General features: G+C 63.9%; 15 protein-coding genes and 1 pseudogene. 6 read left to right on the top strand and 10 right to left on the bottom strand.

Going from position 1 to position 16,124, the window contains the following annotated elements:
• Positions 1-9: 9 nt before the first annotated feature.
• The 8 genes from JQ587_RS30435 to cyoA all read right to left on the bottom strand — a co-directional run bounded on the left by JQ587_RS30435 (position 10) and on the right by cyoA (position 8,453).
• Positions 10-1,407 (bottom strand): adenylate/guanylate cyclase domain-containing protein, encoded by a 1,398-nt coding sequence (locus JQ587_RS30435; RefSeq protein ID WP_212427799.1) that lies wholly within the window; start codon positions 1,405-1,407, stop codon positions 10-12.
• A 130-nt stretch (positions 1,408-1,537) separates the two neighbouring features.
• Entirely contained in the window at positions 1,538-2,071 is a 534-nt protein-coding gene (locus JQ587_RS30430; protein ID WP_212427798.1) for a response regulator transcription factor, read from the bottom strand.
• On the bottom strand, positions 2,061-3,446 hold the full coding sequence (locus JQ587_RS30425) for an ATP-binding protein (protein WP_212427797.1): 1,386 nt from the start codon (positions 3,444-3,446) through the stop codon (positions 2,061-2,063). The genes JQ587_RS30430 and JQ587_RS30425 overlap by 11 nt, the downstream gene beginning before the upstream one ends.
• Positions 3,418-4,266, bottom strand: a complete 849-nt coding sequence (locus JQ587_RS30420; RefSeq protein WP_212427796.1) for an SURF1 family protein — start codon at positions 4,264-4,266, stop codon at positions 3,418-3,420. The genes JQ587_RS30425 and JQ587_RS30420 overlap by 29 nt, the downstream gene beginning before the upstream one ends.
• On the bottom strand, positions 4,263-4,643 hold the full coding sequence (gene cyoD, locus JQ587_RS30415; RefSeq protein ID WP_212427795.1) for a cytochrome o ubiquinol oxidase subunit IV: 381 nt from the start codon (positions 4,641-4,643) through the stop codon (positions 4,263-4,265). Before cyoD ends, JQ587_RS30420 begins: the two co-directional genes overlap by 4 nt.
• A complete protein-coding gene (gene cyoC, locus JQ587_RS30410) occupies positions 4,640-5,269 on the bottom strand; it encodes a cytochrome o ubiquinol oxidase subunit III (RefSeq protein WP_128963603.1) in 630 nt (209 codons plus the stop codon). Before cyoC ends, cyoD begins: the two co-directional genes overlap by 4 nt.
• On the bottom strand, positions 5,270-7,267 hold the full coding sequence (gene cyoB, locus JQ587_RS30405) for a cytochrome o ubiquinol oxidase subunit I (protein WP_212427794.1): 1,998 nt from the start codon (positions 7,265-7,267) through the stop codon (positions 5,270-5,272).
• Positions 7,268-7,292: 25 nt separating this feature from the next.
• Positions 7,293-8,453, bottom strand: a complete 1,161-nt coding sequence (gene cyoA / locus JQ587_RS30400) for a ubiquinol oxidase subunit II (protein ID WP_212301809.1) — start codon at positions 8,451-8,453, stop codon at positions 7,293-7,295.
• Between the two features lie 182 nt (positions 8,454-8,635).
• On the opposite strand from cyoA, the gene JQ587_RS30395 reads away from it, so the two are divergent.
• Both JQ587_RS30395 and JQ587_RS30390 read left to right on the top strand, forming a co-directional pair.
• Positions 8,636-9,973, top strand: coding sequence for an MFS transporter (locus JQ587_RS30395; protein ID WP_212301836.1), 1,338 nt, complete (start codon positions 8,636-8,638; stop codon positions 9,971-9,973).
• Positions 9,974-10,030: 57 nt separating this feature from the next.
• Complete coding sequence (locus JQ587_RS30390; protein ID WP_212301810.1) at positions 10,031-10,432, top strand: c-type cytochrome; 402 nt, start codon at positions 10,031-10,033, stop codon at positions 10,430-10,432.
• Positions 10,433-10,521: 89 nt separating this feature from the next.
• On the opposite strand, the gene JQ587_RS30385 is transcribed toward JQ587_RS30390, so the two are convergent.
• On the bottom strand, positions 10,522-12,012 hold the full coding sequence (locus JQ587_RS30385) for a M48 family metalloprotease (protein WP_212301837.1): 1,491 nt from the start codon (positions 12,010-12,012) through the stop codon (positions 10,522-10,524).
• A gap of 35 nt (positions 12,013-12,047) precedes the next feature.
• Positions 12,048-12,900, bottom strand: a pseudogene (locus JQ587_RS30380) (thermonuclease family protein).
• A 124-nt stretch (positions 12,901-13,024) separates the two neighbouring features.
• Between JQ587_RS30380 and JQ587_RS30375 the strand changes: the two are divergent.
• The 4 genes from JQ587_RS30375 to JQ587_RS30360 all read left to right on the top strand — a co-directional run bounded on the left by JQ587_RS30375 (position 13,025) and on the right by JQ587_RS30360 (position 16,021).
• A complete protein-coding gene (locus JQ587_RS30375) occupies positions 13,025-13,189 on the top strand; it encodes a hypothetical protein (RefSeq protein WP_212301811.1) in 165 nt (54 codons plus the stop codon).
• Positions 13,186-14,391, top strand: a complete 1,206-nt coding sequence (locus JQ587_RS30370; RefSeq protein WP_212301812.1) for an ABC transporter substrate-binding protein — start codon at positions 13,186-13,188, stop codon at positions 14,389-14,391. The genes JQ587_RS30375 and JQ587_RS30370 overlap by 4 nt, the downstream gene beginning before the upstream one ends.
• An 86-nt stretch (positions 14,392-14,477) precedes the next feature.
• On the top strand, positions 14,478-15,269 hold the full coding sequence (locus JQ587_RS30365; protein WP_212301813.1) for an enoyl-CoA hydratase: 792 nt from the start codon (positions 14,478-14,480) through the stop codon (positions 15,267-15,269).
• A 2-nt stretch (positions 15,270-15,271) separates the two neighbouring features.
• Positions 15,272-16,021: a VOC family protein gene (locus JQ587_RS30360; RefSeq protein WP_212427793.1), complete on the top strand. Its 750-nt coding sequence runs from the start codon at positions 15,272-15,274 to the stop codon at positions 16,019-16,021.
• Positions 16,022-16,124 lie beyond the last annotated feature (103 nt).

Raw genomic sequence — 16,124 nt, 5'->3', positions numbered from 1 at the left:
GAGCGTCGCCTACGGCGTCGCGCGCGGCTGGGTCCAGATCGCGATCGGCCGCTCGAGCCCGCGGATCGCTTGAGGATCCTGGGCGATCAACGATGCAAATGTTTCGGCTGTGCTGCCGAGCTCCAACTTGGCGCGACTGACGAGATCGTTGCTTGCTACCAGCGCGCAGTCGAGCCTGCGCGTCAGCGATTCGAGACGGCTTGCGGCATTGACGGTCGCGCCGATCACGGCAAATTCCAGACAAGTTTGCCCGATGTCGCCGAGCACCACCGGACCGTAATGCAGGCCAAAGCTGACGCGCATCGGTGGTTCACCGGACGCTGTTCGCCGCACGTTCCAGCCGTTTGCCGCGGCGATCATGGCCTGAGCACAGAGCAACGCGTTGCTGGCGTCGCGCGCGCCCGCGAAGGGTGTGCCGAATGTCGCCATCAATCCGTCACCCAGATATTTATCCAGCGTGCCGTCGTGGCGGAAAACCTCTTGCTCCATCAATCCGTGGAATTCGCGTAACGTTCGCACCACTTCCTCGGGGGCGCGCGCATCGGCAAAGGCCGTGAAGCCGACGATGTCCACGAACAGCACCGCAACGTCTTGCGTGCGCACCTGCTTCAACGGCTCGTCGTGCTTCGATAATTCCGTGACGACATTGGGTGAGAAGTAGCGCGCCAGATTGCCGCGTTCTCGTTCCACCGCAGCATGCCGGATCAGCAAATCATTGCTGCGGCTGGCCGCGAGCGCCAGTGTCACGGCCACGATCATGAAGACGACGATTTCCTGGATACGCAGGCCGAACCCGATCGCAGTGGGCGAGATCAGCGCGAACAGCCTGTGATCGCCGCCCACCGCCTCTGCAATGCGGGCGGTCAGTGCGGGATCGCGATCAGGTTGCCACCACACCCAGGCCACGCCGATCATCCAGAGCGCTGCGGTCCACGTTCCGACCGCAACCACGGTTCGCCAGGAATAGGCCAGCGTGGCGCCGGAGAGCAGCACGAAGAAGTAGATGAAGTTGTCGAAATGGTATTGCATCGCCACCGGCCAGTGCGTCGTGCCGAATGGGTTCGGGACCACGATGACGAATGTGAGCAGCGCCAGGTCGCAGAACAAAAGGGCCAGTTCCGACCGCGATACACCGACCCGCCCAACCCTGACCTGGGCCCAGCCGATCAGTGCAAACAGGCCGAGCAGCGCCACGTAGTACAGCTGCTCCCATGCCGGATTGATGGCCGGCAGCAGGCAGGCGATGATAGCCAGCGCGACGTAGCGCGCCCGTACGGCCAGTTGCAGGCCCTCCTTCTTGCCGGCTTCGAGCGCGGCCTGTGCAAACTGAACGGTTTCGGTGTCGCGCTGGTTGCGCGTCCGCGACAGCGCCGCAGGCGAGTTGAGGCGCTCGACGAGCATTGTCATGGGGCGGTTTCCTCGCTTGGGCCGATGCAGCACAGCGGCGGCTGTCAGCCGCGCATCCGACAGTCTAGTGATGCATGGAAGCGAGGTCATCAGCTTGGGTGAGCGTTTTCCTCCCCGCGCGGCGAACCGCTCACTTCACCGGCCGTTTCTCGAGCTTCCTTGCCAGCGTACGCCGATGCATCCCCAGTCGCCGTGCCGCTTCCGAGATGTTGAAGTCCGTCTCGATCAGCGTCTGGTGGATGCGCTCCCATTCCAGCGTCTTGATCGAGGTTGGCCGCACGTCGAGCGCGACATCGGCGTTGCCTTCGGCCTTGTTGAAGGCGGCTTCGATGTCGTCGGTGTTGGAGGGTTTTGCGAGGTAGTGGCAGGCCCCTAGCTTGATGGCCTCGACGGCGGTCGAGATGCTGGCGAAGCCTGTCAGCACCACGATCAGCATTTCCTCATCGTGGGTGTGCAGCAGCTCGACACAGGCAAGGCCCGAGGCGCCCCCGAGCTTGAGGTCGACCACGGCGTAGCCGAAGGATCGCCCCTCCAGAACTCTCTGGACGTCTTCGATCGATGCGGCGAGCACGACCTCGTAGCCGCGGCGCTCGAACGAGCGCTTCAATGTGCGCGCAAAGCTTTCGTCGTCCTCGACGACGATGAGCGAACGGTCAGGTGTCAAAGCTGCCTCCGATCGCGAGTGTCGCAAGCGGCAGGGTCAGGCGCACGGTGGCGCCGCGCTTCCTGTGGTTCTCGGCGATCACGCTGCCCCCCAGCTTGCGCACCACGTTCACCACCAGAAACAGGCCGAGGCCGCCCCCGGCGCGACCCTTGCTCGACTGATAGGGCTTTCCGAGCTGCGCCAGCATTTCCGGCGCGAAGCCCGGGCCGCGGTCGCTGATCGAGAGCACCAGATTGTCGCCCTCGCGCTCGGCCACCAGCTCGACCCACTCGCGCGAGACCTCGTAGGCATTGTCGAGCACGTTGAAGATCACCTGCTTCAGCGCGATGTCGGAGACGATCGCGACGTCCTCGCCAAAGGTGTTGACGAAATACAGCGTCCGCGCCGAGCGCGCATCGCGCCATTCCTCGACCAGCGCGGTGACGAAGGCCGTCACCGTCGTCGGCGACGATCCTTCACCGCGCGCCTCGCCCGCCGACACCAAAATGCCCGTCACGATGGACTTGCAGCGCTGCAGCGAGGTTTCCATCTCGGTGAGGTCCTCGGCAAGCTCCTGATCGGCGGCGAGATCAGGCATGCGTCGCCAGTCACTGAGGATGACCGAGAGCGAGGCGAGCGGCGTGCCGAGCTCGTGCGCTGCGCCGGAAGCGAGCAGACCCATGCGGACGATGTGATCCTGCTCGGCGGCGTGCTGGCGGAGGGCTGCCAGATGCGCGTCGCGCTGGCGAAGGTTCCGGTTGATACGGGTGACGAACACGACCAGCAGCACGGCGTTGAGGACGAAGCCCAGCAGCATGCCGGTGACGGTGAGCGTGTAGGTTTCGCTCAGCGGATTCGGCGGTAGGTCGAGCGGCCGGTAGGCCATCGTCAGCCACACAAAGCTTGCGCAGGTCAGCGCCACCAGCGACCAGGTCGAGCGTGCATCGAGCAGCACGGCGCCGAGCGTGACCTGGAGCAGGAACAGCGAGGTGAAGGGATTGGTGGCGCCGCCGCTCAGGTAAAGCTGCGCGGTCAGCGCGGCGACGTCGAGCATCAGCGCGACCAGGAGCTCGTTGTTGGTGATGGCGGCGCGATGCCGTACCCAGACCAGGCTCGAGACATTGAGCAGCACCAGCGCGCCGATCACCGCGCCCATGCGGGTGAGAGGGAGGGGAATGCCGAGCCAGAAATGCACCCCGCCGATGGTCACGATCTGGCCGACCACCGCGGTCCAGCGCAGCTGGATCAGCAGCGCCATGTTCTTGCGGTTGGTCTCGTCGTCGGTCGGTGCCGCGCCGATCAGCTCGCTGCGGGCGTCCGCCTGCGACTGCAGCGTGACGGCCAGCTCGCCAAAATTGTTCCCATCGTCAGGTCGGTTCGACGATCGTTCCAGCATCTGATCCCGTCCTGCGGGCGGAAGCATCTGAGCCGCCGGCCGGTTCGTGGACGAAGCGCGTGCGGCGGAACAGCCCGCCGCGGAATGTGACGAAAAGTCTACCAGCCAGCATGAAAGCCAGGGCAAACCACGTCAACGCGTAGATCAGGTGGTTATTGGGAAAGCGGATCACGGTCAATCCGCCGATTGGACCGACGCCGGATTGTGATCCGGCGTCCGCATCGATGAAGAAGGGCGCGACGTTCTGGAGATCGCGCGCGGCCGCAATCGCGCCAACATCCCGCGAGTACCAGCGGTTGTGCTGGGGCACGTTGTCCCTGAGAAATCCGCCCTTCGGTTCGGTGATGCGCAGAAGCCCGGTGACCTCGATCTGGCTGTCAGGATTGCCGGCTTGGCGCGTCGATGGGTCGCGCCGCTCGGATGGCACGAAGCCGCGGTTGATCAGGACAAGCGTTCCGTCGGCGCGCTGGAGCGGCGTCAGGACCCAATAGCCAGGGCCTTCCTCGGTGACGGCCTGCACCAGCGTCTCGCGGTCGTGCAGGAAGCGGCCGGAGACGCTGACATGCCGGTATTCGTCGCTTGCGGCGGAGACCGCGGGCCAAGCGGCGCGCGAGGGGATCGGCTGGGCCGGGGCATGAACGCGCTGCTCCACGCGGTCGATCAGCGCCAGCTTCCAGGCGCGGCGCTCGACCTGCCAGATGCCGAGGGCCATCAGAACAACGACCGCGGTGAGCGAGAGACCCGTGAGCCACAAGGATGGACCCGCAGCCCTCGCGGGGCTGCGGGATTCGCTTCCTTTGGGCTTCACGAGGTCGCTCATTTCATTCCCGTCATCTCGTGGACCGGCATCATGTTGCTGTTGAGGTGATTCATCACCCACAGCGAACCGGACAGCGCGATCACCACCATGACGATGGTGAAGATCAGTGCCATCATGCTCCAGCCGTTCTCGGATTTCGGGCTCATGTGCAGGAAGTAGATCATGTGCACGACGATCTGCACGATTGCGAAGGCCATGATGACCAGCGCGGTGATCTGCTTGCTCGGCAGCATGCCGCTCATCACCAGCCAGAACGGGATCGCGGTGAGCACCACCGAGAGCACGAAGCCGAGCATGTAACCCGAGAACGTGCTGTGGGCGTGGCCGTCGTCATGGTGATGAGCGTCCGCGTGGGAGGCGTGGGTGTCGGTGTTCATCGCAGAACTCCCAGGAGATAGACGAAGGTGAAGACGCCGATCCAGACCACGTCGAGGAAGTGCCAGAACATCGACAGGCACATCAGGCGACGGCGGTTGGCCTCGATCAGGCCGAAGCGCCAGACCTGCACCATCAAGGTCACCAGCCAGATCAGGCCGCAGGAGACGTGCAGGCCATGGGTGCCGACCAGGGTGAAGAAGGCGGACAGGAAGGCGCTGCGCTGGGGCGTGGCGCCTTCATGGATCATGTGGGCGAATTCGGTGAGCTCGATGCCGATGAAGGCGGCGCCGAACAGGCCGGTGATCAGGAGCCACATCTGCGTCTGCGCGATCTTGTTCTGCTGCATGGTCAGCATGGCAAAACCATAGGTGATCGACGACAGCAGCAGCATCGAGGTGTTCACCGCGACCAGGTCGAGGTCGAACAGGTCCTTCGGCGCCGGCCCGGCGGCATAATTGGCGCCGAGCACGCCGAAGGCGGCAAACAGCATCGCGAAGATGAGACAGTCGCTCATCAGATAGATCCAGAAGCCGAGCGAGGTGCTGTAGCCTTCCGGATGCGGATGCTCGTCGGCGAGATAGAAGACCGGCTCGCCGGTTTGTGAGGGATTGACAGCGACAGTCATTTACTTGGCTCCGGCGAGCAGTTTGGTGCGCGCGTCCTCGGTCCGGATGACGTCGTCGGCCGGAATGTCGAAGTCGCGGTGGTAGTTGAAGGTATGACCGATCCCGACGGCGAGCATTGCGATGAAGCTCGCGGCCGCCAGCCACCAGATGTACCAGATCAGACCGAAGCCCATCGCGGTGGCGAAGCCGGCGAGGATGATGCCGGTGCCGGTGCTGCTCGGCATGTGGATCGGCTTGAATCCGACCAGCGGGCGCTGGTAGCCGCGCTTCTTCATGTCCCACCACGCGTCATTGTCGTGAACGACGGGGGTGAAAGCGAAGTTGTAGTCCGGCGGAGGCGAGGAGGTCGCCCATTCCAGGGTGCGCGCGTCCCAGGGATCGCCGGTGACGTCCTTGAGCTGCTCGCGCTTGAGGAAGCTGACCGCGAATTGCATCAGCATCGAGAGGATGCCGAGGAAGACGAGGCCGGCGCCGATCGCGGCGATGACGAACCAGATTTGCAGGCTCGGATCGTCGAACACGCGCAGGCGGCGGGTCACGCCCATCAGGCCGAGCACATAGAGCGGCATGAAGGCCATGTAGAAGCCGGTGACCCAGAACCAGAACGACAGCTTGCCCCAGAACGGATCCAGCTTGAAGCCGAACGCCTTCGGGAACCAATAGTTGATGCCGGCGAATGCGCCGAACACGACGCCGCCGATGATCACGTTGTGGAAGTGCGCGATCAGGAACAGGCTGTTGTGCAGGACGAAGTCGGCCGGCGGCACCGCGAGCAGCACGCCGGTCATGCCGCCGAGCACGAAGGTCAGCATGAAGGCGATCGTCCACAGCATCGGCAGCTCGTAGCGGATTCGGCCGCGATACATCGTGAACAGCCAGTTGAACATCTTCGCACCCGTCGGGATCGAGATGATCATCGTAGTGATGCCGAAGAACGAGTTGACGCTGGCGCCCGAGCCCATCGTGAAGAAGTGGTGCAGCCAGACCAGGTACGACAGGATGGTGATGACCACCGTGGCGTAGACCATCGAGGTGTAGCCGAACAGCCGCTTGCCGGAGAAGGTCGAGGTGACTTCCGAGAAGATACCGAAGGCGGGGAGAACCAGGATGTAGACCTCGGGATGCCCCCAGATCCAGATCAGGTTCACGTACATCATCGGGCTGCCGCCGAAATCATTCGTGAAGAAGTTGGTGCCGACATAGCGATCGAGCGAGAGTAGCGCGAGCACCACGGTCAGGACGGGGAAGGAGGCGACGATCAGGATGTTGGTGCAGAGCGAGGTCCAGGTGAACACCGGCATCTTCATCATGGTCATGCCGGGACAGCGCAGCTTCACGATGGTGCAGATCAGGTTGATGCCGGACAAGGTCGTTCCGACGCCGGCGACCTGCAGCGCCCAGATGTAGTAGTCGACACCGACGTCAGGACTGTAGCCGATGTTCGACAACGGCGGATAAGCCAGCCAGCCGGTACGGGCGAATTCGCCGATGAACAGCGAGATCATCACCAGCACCGCGCCGCCAACCGTCATCCAGAAGCTGAAATTGTTCAGGAACGGGAACGACACGTCGCGTGCGCCGATCTGCAGCGGCACCACATAGTTCATCAGACCGGTCACCAGCGGCATCGCCACGAAGAAGATCATGATCACGCCGTGGGCGGTGAAGACCTGGTCGTAGTGATGGGCGGGCAGGAAGCCCTCGGAGCCGTTGAATGCCAGCGCCTGTTGCGCGCGCATCATCAGTGCGTCGGCGAAGCCGCGCAGCAGCATCACGATGCCGAGGATCATGTACATGATGCCGATGCGCTTGTGATCAACGGTGGTGAACCACTCGCGCCACAAATAGCCCCAGAGGCGGAAATAGGTCAGGCCAGCGAGCAGCGTGACGCCGCCGAGCGCGACCATCACGAAGGTGCCGACCAGGATCGGCTCGTGCAACGGCAGCGAATCGATGCCGAGACGGCCGAAGATGAGCTTGAGAAGATCAGGAGACATGCGAGCTCTCTTTAGGAGTCTGACGTCAGGAGTCTGACTTGGGACGTTGTCCCAGGAAGAAGGACGAGGACTTCAGCGGCGTGAAGGTCGGCCGCTTCAGGCCGGCGCCGAGCAGCGGCGCGGTGTCGAGCGGGGCCTTGATCGACGCGGTGGTCTGACCCTGCGGCGCATCCGGCGTGCAGGTGCCGGCGACGAAGGTTGGTTCGGGTCCGAGTGCGGTGCCGCGGCGGGCGTATTTGTCGTAGGAGAGCGGCAGGGTGTTGTTCAAGCCCTCGTGGCCGTTGCCGCCCTTGGCGTCGATCGCCATCATCTCGCTCTGGCACATCTTACCGGCCTCGACGCACATGTTGAGGATCAGGCGGTAGAGATCGGCATCGACCGTGCCGTAGCGGCGGACCGGCTCGTTCTCGCTGGGCTTTTCGAGCTGGAGATATTCGCCGCGGCCGAGCGAGCCGCCGGCGGATTTGGCCTGCGCGACCCAGGCGTCGAAGCCCTTGTCGTCGAGGCCCTGGAAGTTGAAGTGCATGCCGGAGAAGCCGGCGCCGCTGTAGTTCGCCGAAAAGCCCTTGTAGGTGCCGGCGTGGTTCACGACGGCGTGGAGCTTGGTCTCCATGCCGGGCATCGCATAGATCTGGCCGGCGAGCGCGGGGATGTAGAAGGAGTTCATCACCGAGGAGGCGGTGATGCGGAAGTTGATCGGACGATCGACGGGAGCGGCCAGATCGTTGACGGTGGCGATGCCGTAGTCCGGATAGATGAAGAGCCATTTCCAGTCGAGCGCGACGACGTCAACCTCGAGCGGCGCCTTGGACTGGTCGATCGCGCGGTCGGCATGGATGCGGCCGAGCGTGCGATAGGGGTCGAGCAGATGCGTGCCCATCCAGGTCAGCGCGCCCAGGCAGACGATGATCAACAGCGGCGCCGACCAGATCACCAGCTCGAGCTTGGTCGAGTGGTCCCAATCCGGTTCATAGCGGGCCGAGGTGTTGGACTGGCGGTAGCGCCAGGCGAACAGCACCGTCAGCGCCATCACGGGGACGACGATCAGGAGCATCAGGATGGTGGAGATGATGACGAGGTCGCGCTGTTGCGCCGCGATATCGCCGGCTGGCGCCAGCACGACGTAGTTGCAGCCGCTGAGCGCAGCTGCCAGGGGTAGCAGCGCCAGGATCTTGAGACGGGACACGGGCCGAGCCTTATGAGAATGAGTTTCCTTTGCGGGGTCAACGGGTAGCTGCGGCGCAGCAATCCGGACATTGGACAATTTGTCCAATGTTGCAGTGCGGCATGTTGAGACAGAAAGGGCCGGATTGCCTGGCCTCCCGCCGGGCGGTCGGCTTTGGCTTTCAGGACGTTAAGGGCGCACGCATGGCGACGGCACAGACCCCCGCAATGGCAGACCTCCACTCGGGCGAGCACGGCCATGACCAGGCCAGTCCCGGCGAGATCGCCATCGGCGTCATCATCGGCCGCACCTCGGAATTCTTCGACTTCTTCGTCTATGCGATCGCCTCGGTGATCGTGTTCCCGCGTTTGGTGTTCCCGTTCACGAGCGAGCTGACCGGCACGCTCTATTCCTTCATGATCTTCGCGCTGGCCTTCATTGCCCGGCCGGTCGGAACCGTCATCTTCATGACGGTCGACCGGGAGTACGGCAAGACGGCCAAGCTGGTCTCGGCGCTGTTCCTGCTCGGCACCGCCACCGTCGCGCTCGCGTTCCTGCCCGGCTATCACGACATCGGCGCCGCCGCGATCTGGCTGCTGGCGCTGGCGCGTCTCGCGCAGGGTCTGGCCTGGGGCGGGGCCTGGGACGGCATGGCGTCGCTGCTGGCGCTGAACGCACCGGCCTCGAAGCGCGGCTGGTACGCGATGGTGCCGCAGCTCGGCGCGCCGCTCGGGCTGATCGTGGCGAGCGCGTTGTTCGCCTATTTCGCCGGTAATCTCTCGGCCGACGATTTCTTCGACTGGGGCTGGCGCTATCCGTTCTTCGTCGCTTTCGCGATCAACGTCGTGGCGCTGTTCGCGCGCCTGCGCATGGTGACGACCGAGGAATATTCCTCGCTGTTCGAGACCCGCGAATTGCAGCCCTCGCGCATCTCCGACACGGTTGCGCGTGAAGGCCACAACATCATGCTCGGCGCGTTCGCGCCGCTCGCGAGCTTCGCGCTATTTCACATGGTCACGGTGTTTCCGCTGTCCTGGGTGTTCCTGTTCACCCGCGAAAGCCCGGTGCGCTTCCTGATCATCGAGATCGTCGCCGCCGTGTTCGGCGTCGCCGCGATCGTGGCCTCCGGCATCATCGCCGACCGGGTCGGCCGCAAATCCCTGTTGATGGGATCGGCGATTGCGATCGCGATCTACAGCGGCTTCGCTCCGCAGCTGCTCGATGCCGGCGCGTTCGGTGAGACCATCTACATGGTGATCGGCTTCATCCTGCTCGGCCTGTCCTTCGGCCAGTCCTCGGGCGCGATCGCCTCGAACTTCAAGCAGGCCTATCGCTACACGGCTTCGGCGCTGACCTCCGATATGGCCTGGCTGTTCGGCGCGGGCTTCGCTCCGCTGGTGGCGCTGCTGCTCGCCACCAATCTCGGCGTCATCGCCTCGGGTGCCTATCTGCTCTCCGGCGCGTTCTGGACCCTGCTCGCGCTTTGGCTCAGCGGCCAGCGCGAGGTCGGCGACATGGACGCGGGCGAATCTTCGAGCTGACGGGAATAAAACCCGGGCCGGATGATCCTGTTTGCGGGACTGCAAGCAGGAGATCACATGAACGTCTGGTCGTATTTCGTCCGCTTGCGAAGCACTGCAAGCCTGGCTGTTGCCGCGGTCGCGCTTGCGCTTCTATGCGCTGCCGGTCCCGCGGGCGCGACCGGTGATGCTGCGCGCGGCCAGACGCTCTACAAGGGCTGCGCGGACTGCCACTCGATCGCCGAGAACGGCGTCGGCCCGATGCACAAGGGTGTGGTCGGGCGCAAGGCGGGCAGCGTTCCCGGCTACGATTACTCGCCCGACCTGAAGAACTCGGGGATTGTCTGGACCGAGGACAATCTCGACAAATGGCTGACCGGACCGCAGGCCATGGTGCCGGAAACCAAGATGTTCTTCGATGTGCCGGATGCACAGGATCGTGCCGACATCATCGCGTATTTGAAGGAAAAGGCGCGGTAGGCGGGCAAAGCGACTTGTCCGCCTGTCTTTGTGGATCGAGATCCAGGGTTCTCGCTAAGCACGCCCCGGGATGACGCGCTTAGCGCGCCTCAATCCGTCACGATCTTCACGCGATCGCGCACCTTCACCTGCGCGGTGCGATCGAGGCCGTTCAGCACACGAAAACGCTCGGCAGGGTGATCGACGCCGGCCATGCGGTGCGACAGCGATTCCACGGTGTCGCCGGGCTGCACCGTGATGACCTTGATGCGCAGCGGACGCGCGGCCTGGATCTCGTCCAGCGTCAGGCGGCGGAATGAATTGACGGTCTCGCGTGCATTGCGCTCGCTCTCGGTCGACTTCTGCCGCGTGGCGAAGATGAAGCGATAGACGTCGCTGCCAAAGCGCAGCGCATAGACCTTGAATTGCCACTGGTCGCCCTTGGCGGTGGCGGACGCGGCCGGGAAACCGTTGATGGTGATGTCCTCGGTCGATGCCTTTTCGACGCCCTCCATCCAGCCGGAATTGAGGTAGTCGCCGAGCGACTGCTCGGCCGGCACGCGCACGACGTCGAAGCGCATCGCCTGCGAGCCGCCCTCGCGCACGCCGATCACCGCCTGCGCGGTGTTGTCGAGCGTGAAATTGTCCGGCGCCTGGAAGGTGAAGCCGAGCTTCGGATGCAGGAAGCGGCGGCCACGGACAAAGCCTTCGCTGGGATCCTCGCCATAGACGAGATTGTCGATCGCGGCGAGATAGCTCTCGCGGTCGCGCTCGGCACCCTCGGGCGCCGCATATTGCCGCGCGATGGTCTGCGCATTCTGGACCCGCTCGGGCGTGGCGGGGTGCGACGAGGTGAAATCCTGCGCGCGCGGATCAAGCGAGCCCTTGCCCGCCTTTAGCTCCGCATTGCGCTCCATCGCCGAGAGGAAGCGCGCCGCACCGTAGGGATCGAAATGCGCCTTGGCGGAGATGCCGACGCCGATGCCGTCAGCCTCGAACTCCTGGTTGCGCGAAAAGCTCGCCATGGTGAGCTTGGTCTTGGCAAGTGCGAGCGCGGTGAGATCGGGATCGGTGCTCATGTCGGTGACGACACGTGTGACGATGGCGGCCTGGCGCGCCTGGTCCTCGCGCATCGCGGCATGCTTCGACAGAACATGCGCCATCTCGTGGCTGAGCACGGAGGACAATTCGGAGGTGTCACTGGCGAGCGCAAGTAGGCCGCGGGTGACATAAAGCTGGCCGTTCGGAAGCGCGAAGGCGTTCACCGCGCCGGAATTGAGGATGGTGACCTTGTAGCCCTGGTCGGGGCGGTCGGAGGCGGCCACGAGCCGGTCGACGGTCTTGCTGACCAGTGATTCGAGCCGGGGGTCATCATAGGTGCCGCCATAGCTCGCCAGGATGCGCTCGTGCTCTTTCTCGGTGGCGGGGGTCTGGGCGACGGCCGGTTTCGGCTTCGGCATCGCGACAGTCGGCGGCGCCGCCGCCGTTTGGAACCGGCCCATATCGCCGCAACCGGCGAGCGCCGTGCCCAGCGCGAGGCAAAGCACGGCCGGCGCAGCCCGCAGGCGGCGGCCATCACTTCGTCCGTGCTGTCCTAGCACCCCATTCACGTCGCTTAACCCGTGCCCGGCCTTGCTTAAGGCCTTACCCCTGTCAGTTCGTTTGCGCCCAGCAACTCGACCTGTCCCACGAAGCGCACATCGATACGCGGCCCCGTCGTCCCCTCAACCCAGCCCCGAACGCGAATACGTTTATTTTCCAGGGACTTAAGGGCCATACCGACGCTTTCAAACGCCGGCAGCGTGCGCTTTGAAATAGTCACAGCAAAGCCGCGTGTCCAGTTCCGTCCGAAGTTGAGGTAGGTCATTGCCCCAGCTTGCCGGACCGACAGGACTTTGCCCTCGACCACCATAAAGCGCCCGATCCCGGCCAAAATATCGTCCGGACTTTCCGCGTTTTTTATGGCCGACGGGTCAGCCCAGCTGCCCTTTTTTTGGCGCCGCGCCTCCGCTTCGGACGCCATCAGGGCGGCTGCGCAGTCCTTGTCCGCGATCTCGGCGGAGACGAGGGCGTCACCCTGGGCGAGGAGGGTGGCCTGTATCGAGGTGTCGCTCTCGCCGATGAACAGAAGCGCACCTTGCCGGCCGTAGCGATCGGGCGTGTCGTCATTGCCGCGAAGCGTCACGTCGCGGCCGACGAGCAGCGACGTCAGCACCTGCCTGGTCGTCGCTGTCGTCTCGATCCCAGTGAGGCGAACCTCGCGGCCATCGTCGAGACGCACACTGCGGGCATCGACGACGGCGGCGACGCGGCCTTCGCCTTGGGATTCGAATTGGCATGGCGTGGCGCTCGCGGTGTGACCCGCGGTCAGAAGGAATACGACGATGAGGTGGAGTCGTCGTGTCACGAAAACCCGGAGAGGTTGCGTTGCGCTTCGATATTAACTCAAGCGTGGTGGGTCGCGAAGGGGCTTCCTCACACTCCGTCATTGCGAGCGCAGCGAAGCAATCCAGAGTCCTTCCGCGGCGAGATTCTGGGTTGCTTTGCGGAGCCTGTCATGGGGCCGCGCTTCGCGCGGACCCCGTGGCTCGCAATTGACGAGGCGGAAACATCTTGCGTCTTCCGACCATTCCGTTTTGCGGAAAACATAAGAGCGCCAGCGCGATGCGCATCGCGCTTCTGCTTGCTGCGCTCCTGCGCATGCGGCATGATCGCGACAAGAGCAATAATCAAGCCGCCGTTCAGAGCCAGGCGATCAAGGGAGGTTGGTTTCCATGAAGCATGTTTTGTCGGGCATTTTTGCCGCCGCGTTTGCCCTCAGCGCGAGCGCCGCGCAGGCCCAAGACAAACCACCCCTGAAGATCGGCGGCATCCTCGATATGTCGAGCCTCTATGCCGACATCACCGGTCCAGGCAGCGAGACCGCGGCCAAGATGGCGGTGGAGGATTTTGGTGGTGAGGTGCTGGGTCGTAAGATCCAGGTGCTGGCAGCCGACCATCTCAACAAGGCAGACCTGTCCGCCAACATCGCCCGCGATATGCTCGACAACCAGGGCGTGGAGATGATCTACGACGTCGCGGCATCCGCAACCGCGCTTGCCGCCGGCGAGATCGCGAAGGCGCGGGGCAAGATCATCATGTTCAACGGCCCGGGCTCGATCCGTCTTACCAACGAAGCCTGCGGTCCCTACACCATCCACTACGTATTCGACACCTATGGCCAGGCCAATGTGACCGGCCTTGCCGCCGTGAAGTCGGGCCTCGACACCTGGTTCTTCCTCACCGCCGACTACGCTTTCGGTCAGGATCTGGAAAAGGACACCAGCGCCGTCGTCACCAAGACCGGCGGCAAGGTGCTCGGCGGCGTACGCCATCCGCTCAACACGTCGGACTTCTCGTCGTTCCTGCTTCAGGCACAGGCCTCCAAAGCCAAGGTGATCGGACTCGCGAACGCCGGAGGCGACACCGTCAACGCCATCAAGCAGTCGGCCGAGTTCGGCATCATGAAGGGTGGCCAGAAGGTCTCGCCGCTGCTGGCCTTCGTCACAGACATCGACTCGATCGGGCTGGAGACGGCGCAGGGCTTGCTGCTGGCGGAGGCCTTCTACTGGGATATGAACGACGAGACGCGCGCTTTCTCGAAGCGCTTTCAAGAGCGCGTCAAGCGACCGCCGACCTCCGCACAGGCCGGCGTCTATTCCTCCGTCATGCACTATCTGAAAGCGGTGAAGGCGGCGGGCACGACGGACGCGGCGGCGGTCATGAAGGTGATGAAGGAGACGCCGATCAACGACTTCTTCGCTCACAACGGCAAGATCCGCGAGGACGGCCGCATGATCCATGACATGTACCTGTTCGAGGTGAAGAAACCGTCGGAATCCAAGGGGCGCTGGGACGACTACAAGCTGCTCGCGACCGTGCCAGGTAGCGAGGCGTTCCAGTCGCTCGAGCAGTCGCGCTGCCCGCTAGTGAAGAAATGACGGTCTGGCCAGCGAGCCCGACTACCGCCCGTCGCGCCCCGGAATGACGGAGCAAAATCGAAGCATCGAACAAGAGGCAAACACCCATGAGCAACGACATGGTCCTGCAACAGCTCGAGGGCGGGCTGCTCACCATCACGATGAATCGTCCCGAGCGGAAGAACGCGCTCAATCCCGAGATGGTCGCCGGCCTCGTCGAGGCGGCGCGGCGTGCGGCTGACGATTCCGAGGTGCGGGCGGTGCTGTTCAAGGGGGCCGGCGGCTCGTTCTGCGTCGGCGGCGACGTCAAGTCGATGGCGGCCGGCCGCGCGCCGCTGCCGTTCGAAGTGAAGATGGCGAACCTCCGCCGCGGTATGGAAGTCTCGCGCATCCTGCACCAGATGCCAAAGCCCGTGGTGGCGCAGCTCGATGGCGCTGCGGCCGGTGCCGGCCTGTCGATGGCATTGTCCTGCGACCTGCGGATTGCTAGCGAATCCTGCAAGATCACGACCGCCTTCGCAAAAGTCGGTTTCTCCGGCGATTACGGCGGCACCTATTTCCTCACCCAGCTGCTCGGCAGCGCCCGGGCGCGAGAGCTCTACATGATGTCGCCGGTGCTCACGGCCAGGGAAGCGCATGCGATCGGCATGGTGACGAAGGTCGTCGCCGACGCCGAAATCGACGCCGCCGCGCATGAGCTCGCGCTGTCCTTGGCGCAAGGTCCCTCGATCGCGCTTGGCTTCATCAAGCGCAACATCAACAATGCTGAGCATCTTCCGCTGGAAGATTGCTTCGACGGCGAGGCGATCCATCACACCCGCTGCGGTGACACCGAGGATCACAAGGAGGCCGCAAAGGCCTTCGTCGAGAAGCGCAAGCCGTCGTTCAAGGGGGCATGACGATGACGCGCTATATCCGGCTGCGTCAGATTTGCCTCGTCGCGCCGCAGCTGGCGCCCGTGATCTCCGATATCGGCGAGATCATGGGCCTTGCCGTCTGCTACCGCGACGGCAATGTTGCCAAATACGGCCTGGAGAACGCGCTGCTCCCGGTCAGTACGATCCTGCTCGAGGTCGTCGCGCCGTTCGAGGACGGCACCACCGCAAGCCGCTTCATCGAGAAGACCGGCGGCCGCGGCGGCTATATGGCGATCTTCTGCTGCGACGATCCGGACGAGCGCGGCCGTCATGCCAATGCGATGGGTGTGCGCACCGCGAACGTGATCGACCACGCGCCCTATCATGGCGTCCAGCTCCACCCCCGCGACTGCCGCGCCGCTTTCATCGAATTCAACCACACCGACGGCAGCGACGACATCCTGGGCCCCTATCCGCCGGCCGGGCCGGATTGGCAAAAGTTTATCCGTAAGGACGTGACGCTGGCCCTGACGGGCGTGGAGATGCAGAGCCCGGATCCGCAAGGATTGGCGGAGCATTGGGGGAAGATCATCGGCGTTGCGGCTATTGGCTCTGAATTGAAGCTGCCCAACGCAACCTTCCGTTTCGTCACGGGCGCTAGCGAGATCATGAGTGCGCTCGAGTTTCGCGTGGCCGATGTGGCCCAGGTGCTGCACTCTGCCAAAGCGAAAGGGCTGGCAGTTGCCGGGAATGAGTTCCTGCTGGGCGGCGTGACGTTCCGGCTTACTGCTTGACCACTTGCGACATTTCTCGTTGTGTTGTCATGCCCGGGCTTGTCCCACGGCTGTCCGGTTTAGGTTTGAGGAAGACTTAGGCACATCTGCCGCTGATCTTGGA

It is taken from the genome of Bradyrhizobium manausense (assembly GCF_018130615.1).
In the GTDB taxonomy this organism is placed as follows: domain Bacteria; phylum Pseudomonadota; class Alphaproteobacteria; order Rhizobiales; family Xanthobacteraceae; genus Bradyrhizobium; species Bradyrhizobium manausense_A.
Note: the sequence above shows the minus strand (reverse complement) of the source record. Positions and strands in the feature narration are given on the sequence as shown.

What these genes read in the sequence shown, in the direction of transcription:
- cyoC (WP_128963603.1), bottom strand. Translation starts at nt 5,269, where the DNA reads ATGACTGTCGCTGTCAATCCCTCACAAACCGGCGAGCCGGTCTTCTAT.
- JQ587_RS30425 (WP_212427797.1), bottom strand. Translation starts at nt 3,446, where the DNA reads ATGCTGGAACGATCGTCGAACCGACCTGACGATGGGAACAATTTTGGC.
- JQ587_RS30365 (WP_212301813.1), top strand. Translation starts at nt 14,478, where the DNA reads ATGAGCAACGACATGGTCCTGCAACAGCTCGAGGGCGGGCTGCTCACC.
- JQ587_RS30420 (WP_212427796.1), bottom strand. Translation starts at nt 4,266, where the DNA reads ATGAGCGACCTCGTGAAGCCCAAAGGAAGCGAATCCCGCAGCCCCGCG.
- JQ587_RS30395 (WP_212301836.1), top strand. Translation starts at nt 8,636, where the DNA reads ATGGCGACGGCACAGACCCCCGCAATGGCAGACCTCCACTCGGGCGAG.
- JQ587_RS30370 (WP_212301812.1), top strand. Translation starts at nt 13,186, where the DNA reads ATGAAGCATGTTTTGTCGGGCATTTTTGCCGCCGCGTTTGCCCTCAGC.
- cyoB (WP_212427794.1), bottom strand. Translation starts at nt 7,267, where the DNA reads ATGTCTCCTGATCTTCTCAAGCTCATCTTCGGCCGTCTCGGCATCGAT.
- JQ587_RS30435 (WP_212427799.1), bottom strand. Translation starts at nt 1,407, where the DNA reads ATGACAATGCTCGTCGAGCGCCTCAACTCGCCTGCGGCGCTGTCGCGG.
- JQ587_RS30360 (WP_212427793.1), top strand. Translation starts at nt 15,272, where the DNA reads ATGACGCGCTATATCCGGCTGCGTCAGATTTGCCTCGTCGCGCCGCAG.
- JQ587_RS30390 (WP_212301810.1), top strand. Translation starts at nt 10,031, where the DNA reads ATGAACGTCTGGTCGTATTTCGTCCGCTTGCGAAGCACTGCAAGCCTG.
- cyoD (WP_212427795.1), bottom strand. Translation starts at nt 4,643, where the DNA reads ATGAACACCGACACCCACGCCTCCCACGCGGACGCTCATCACCATGAC.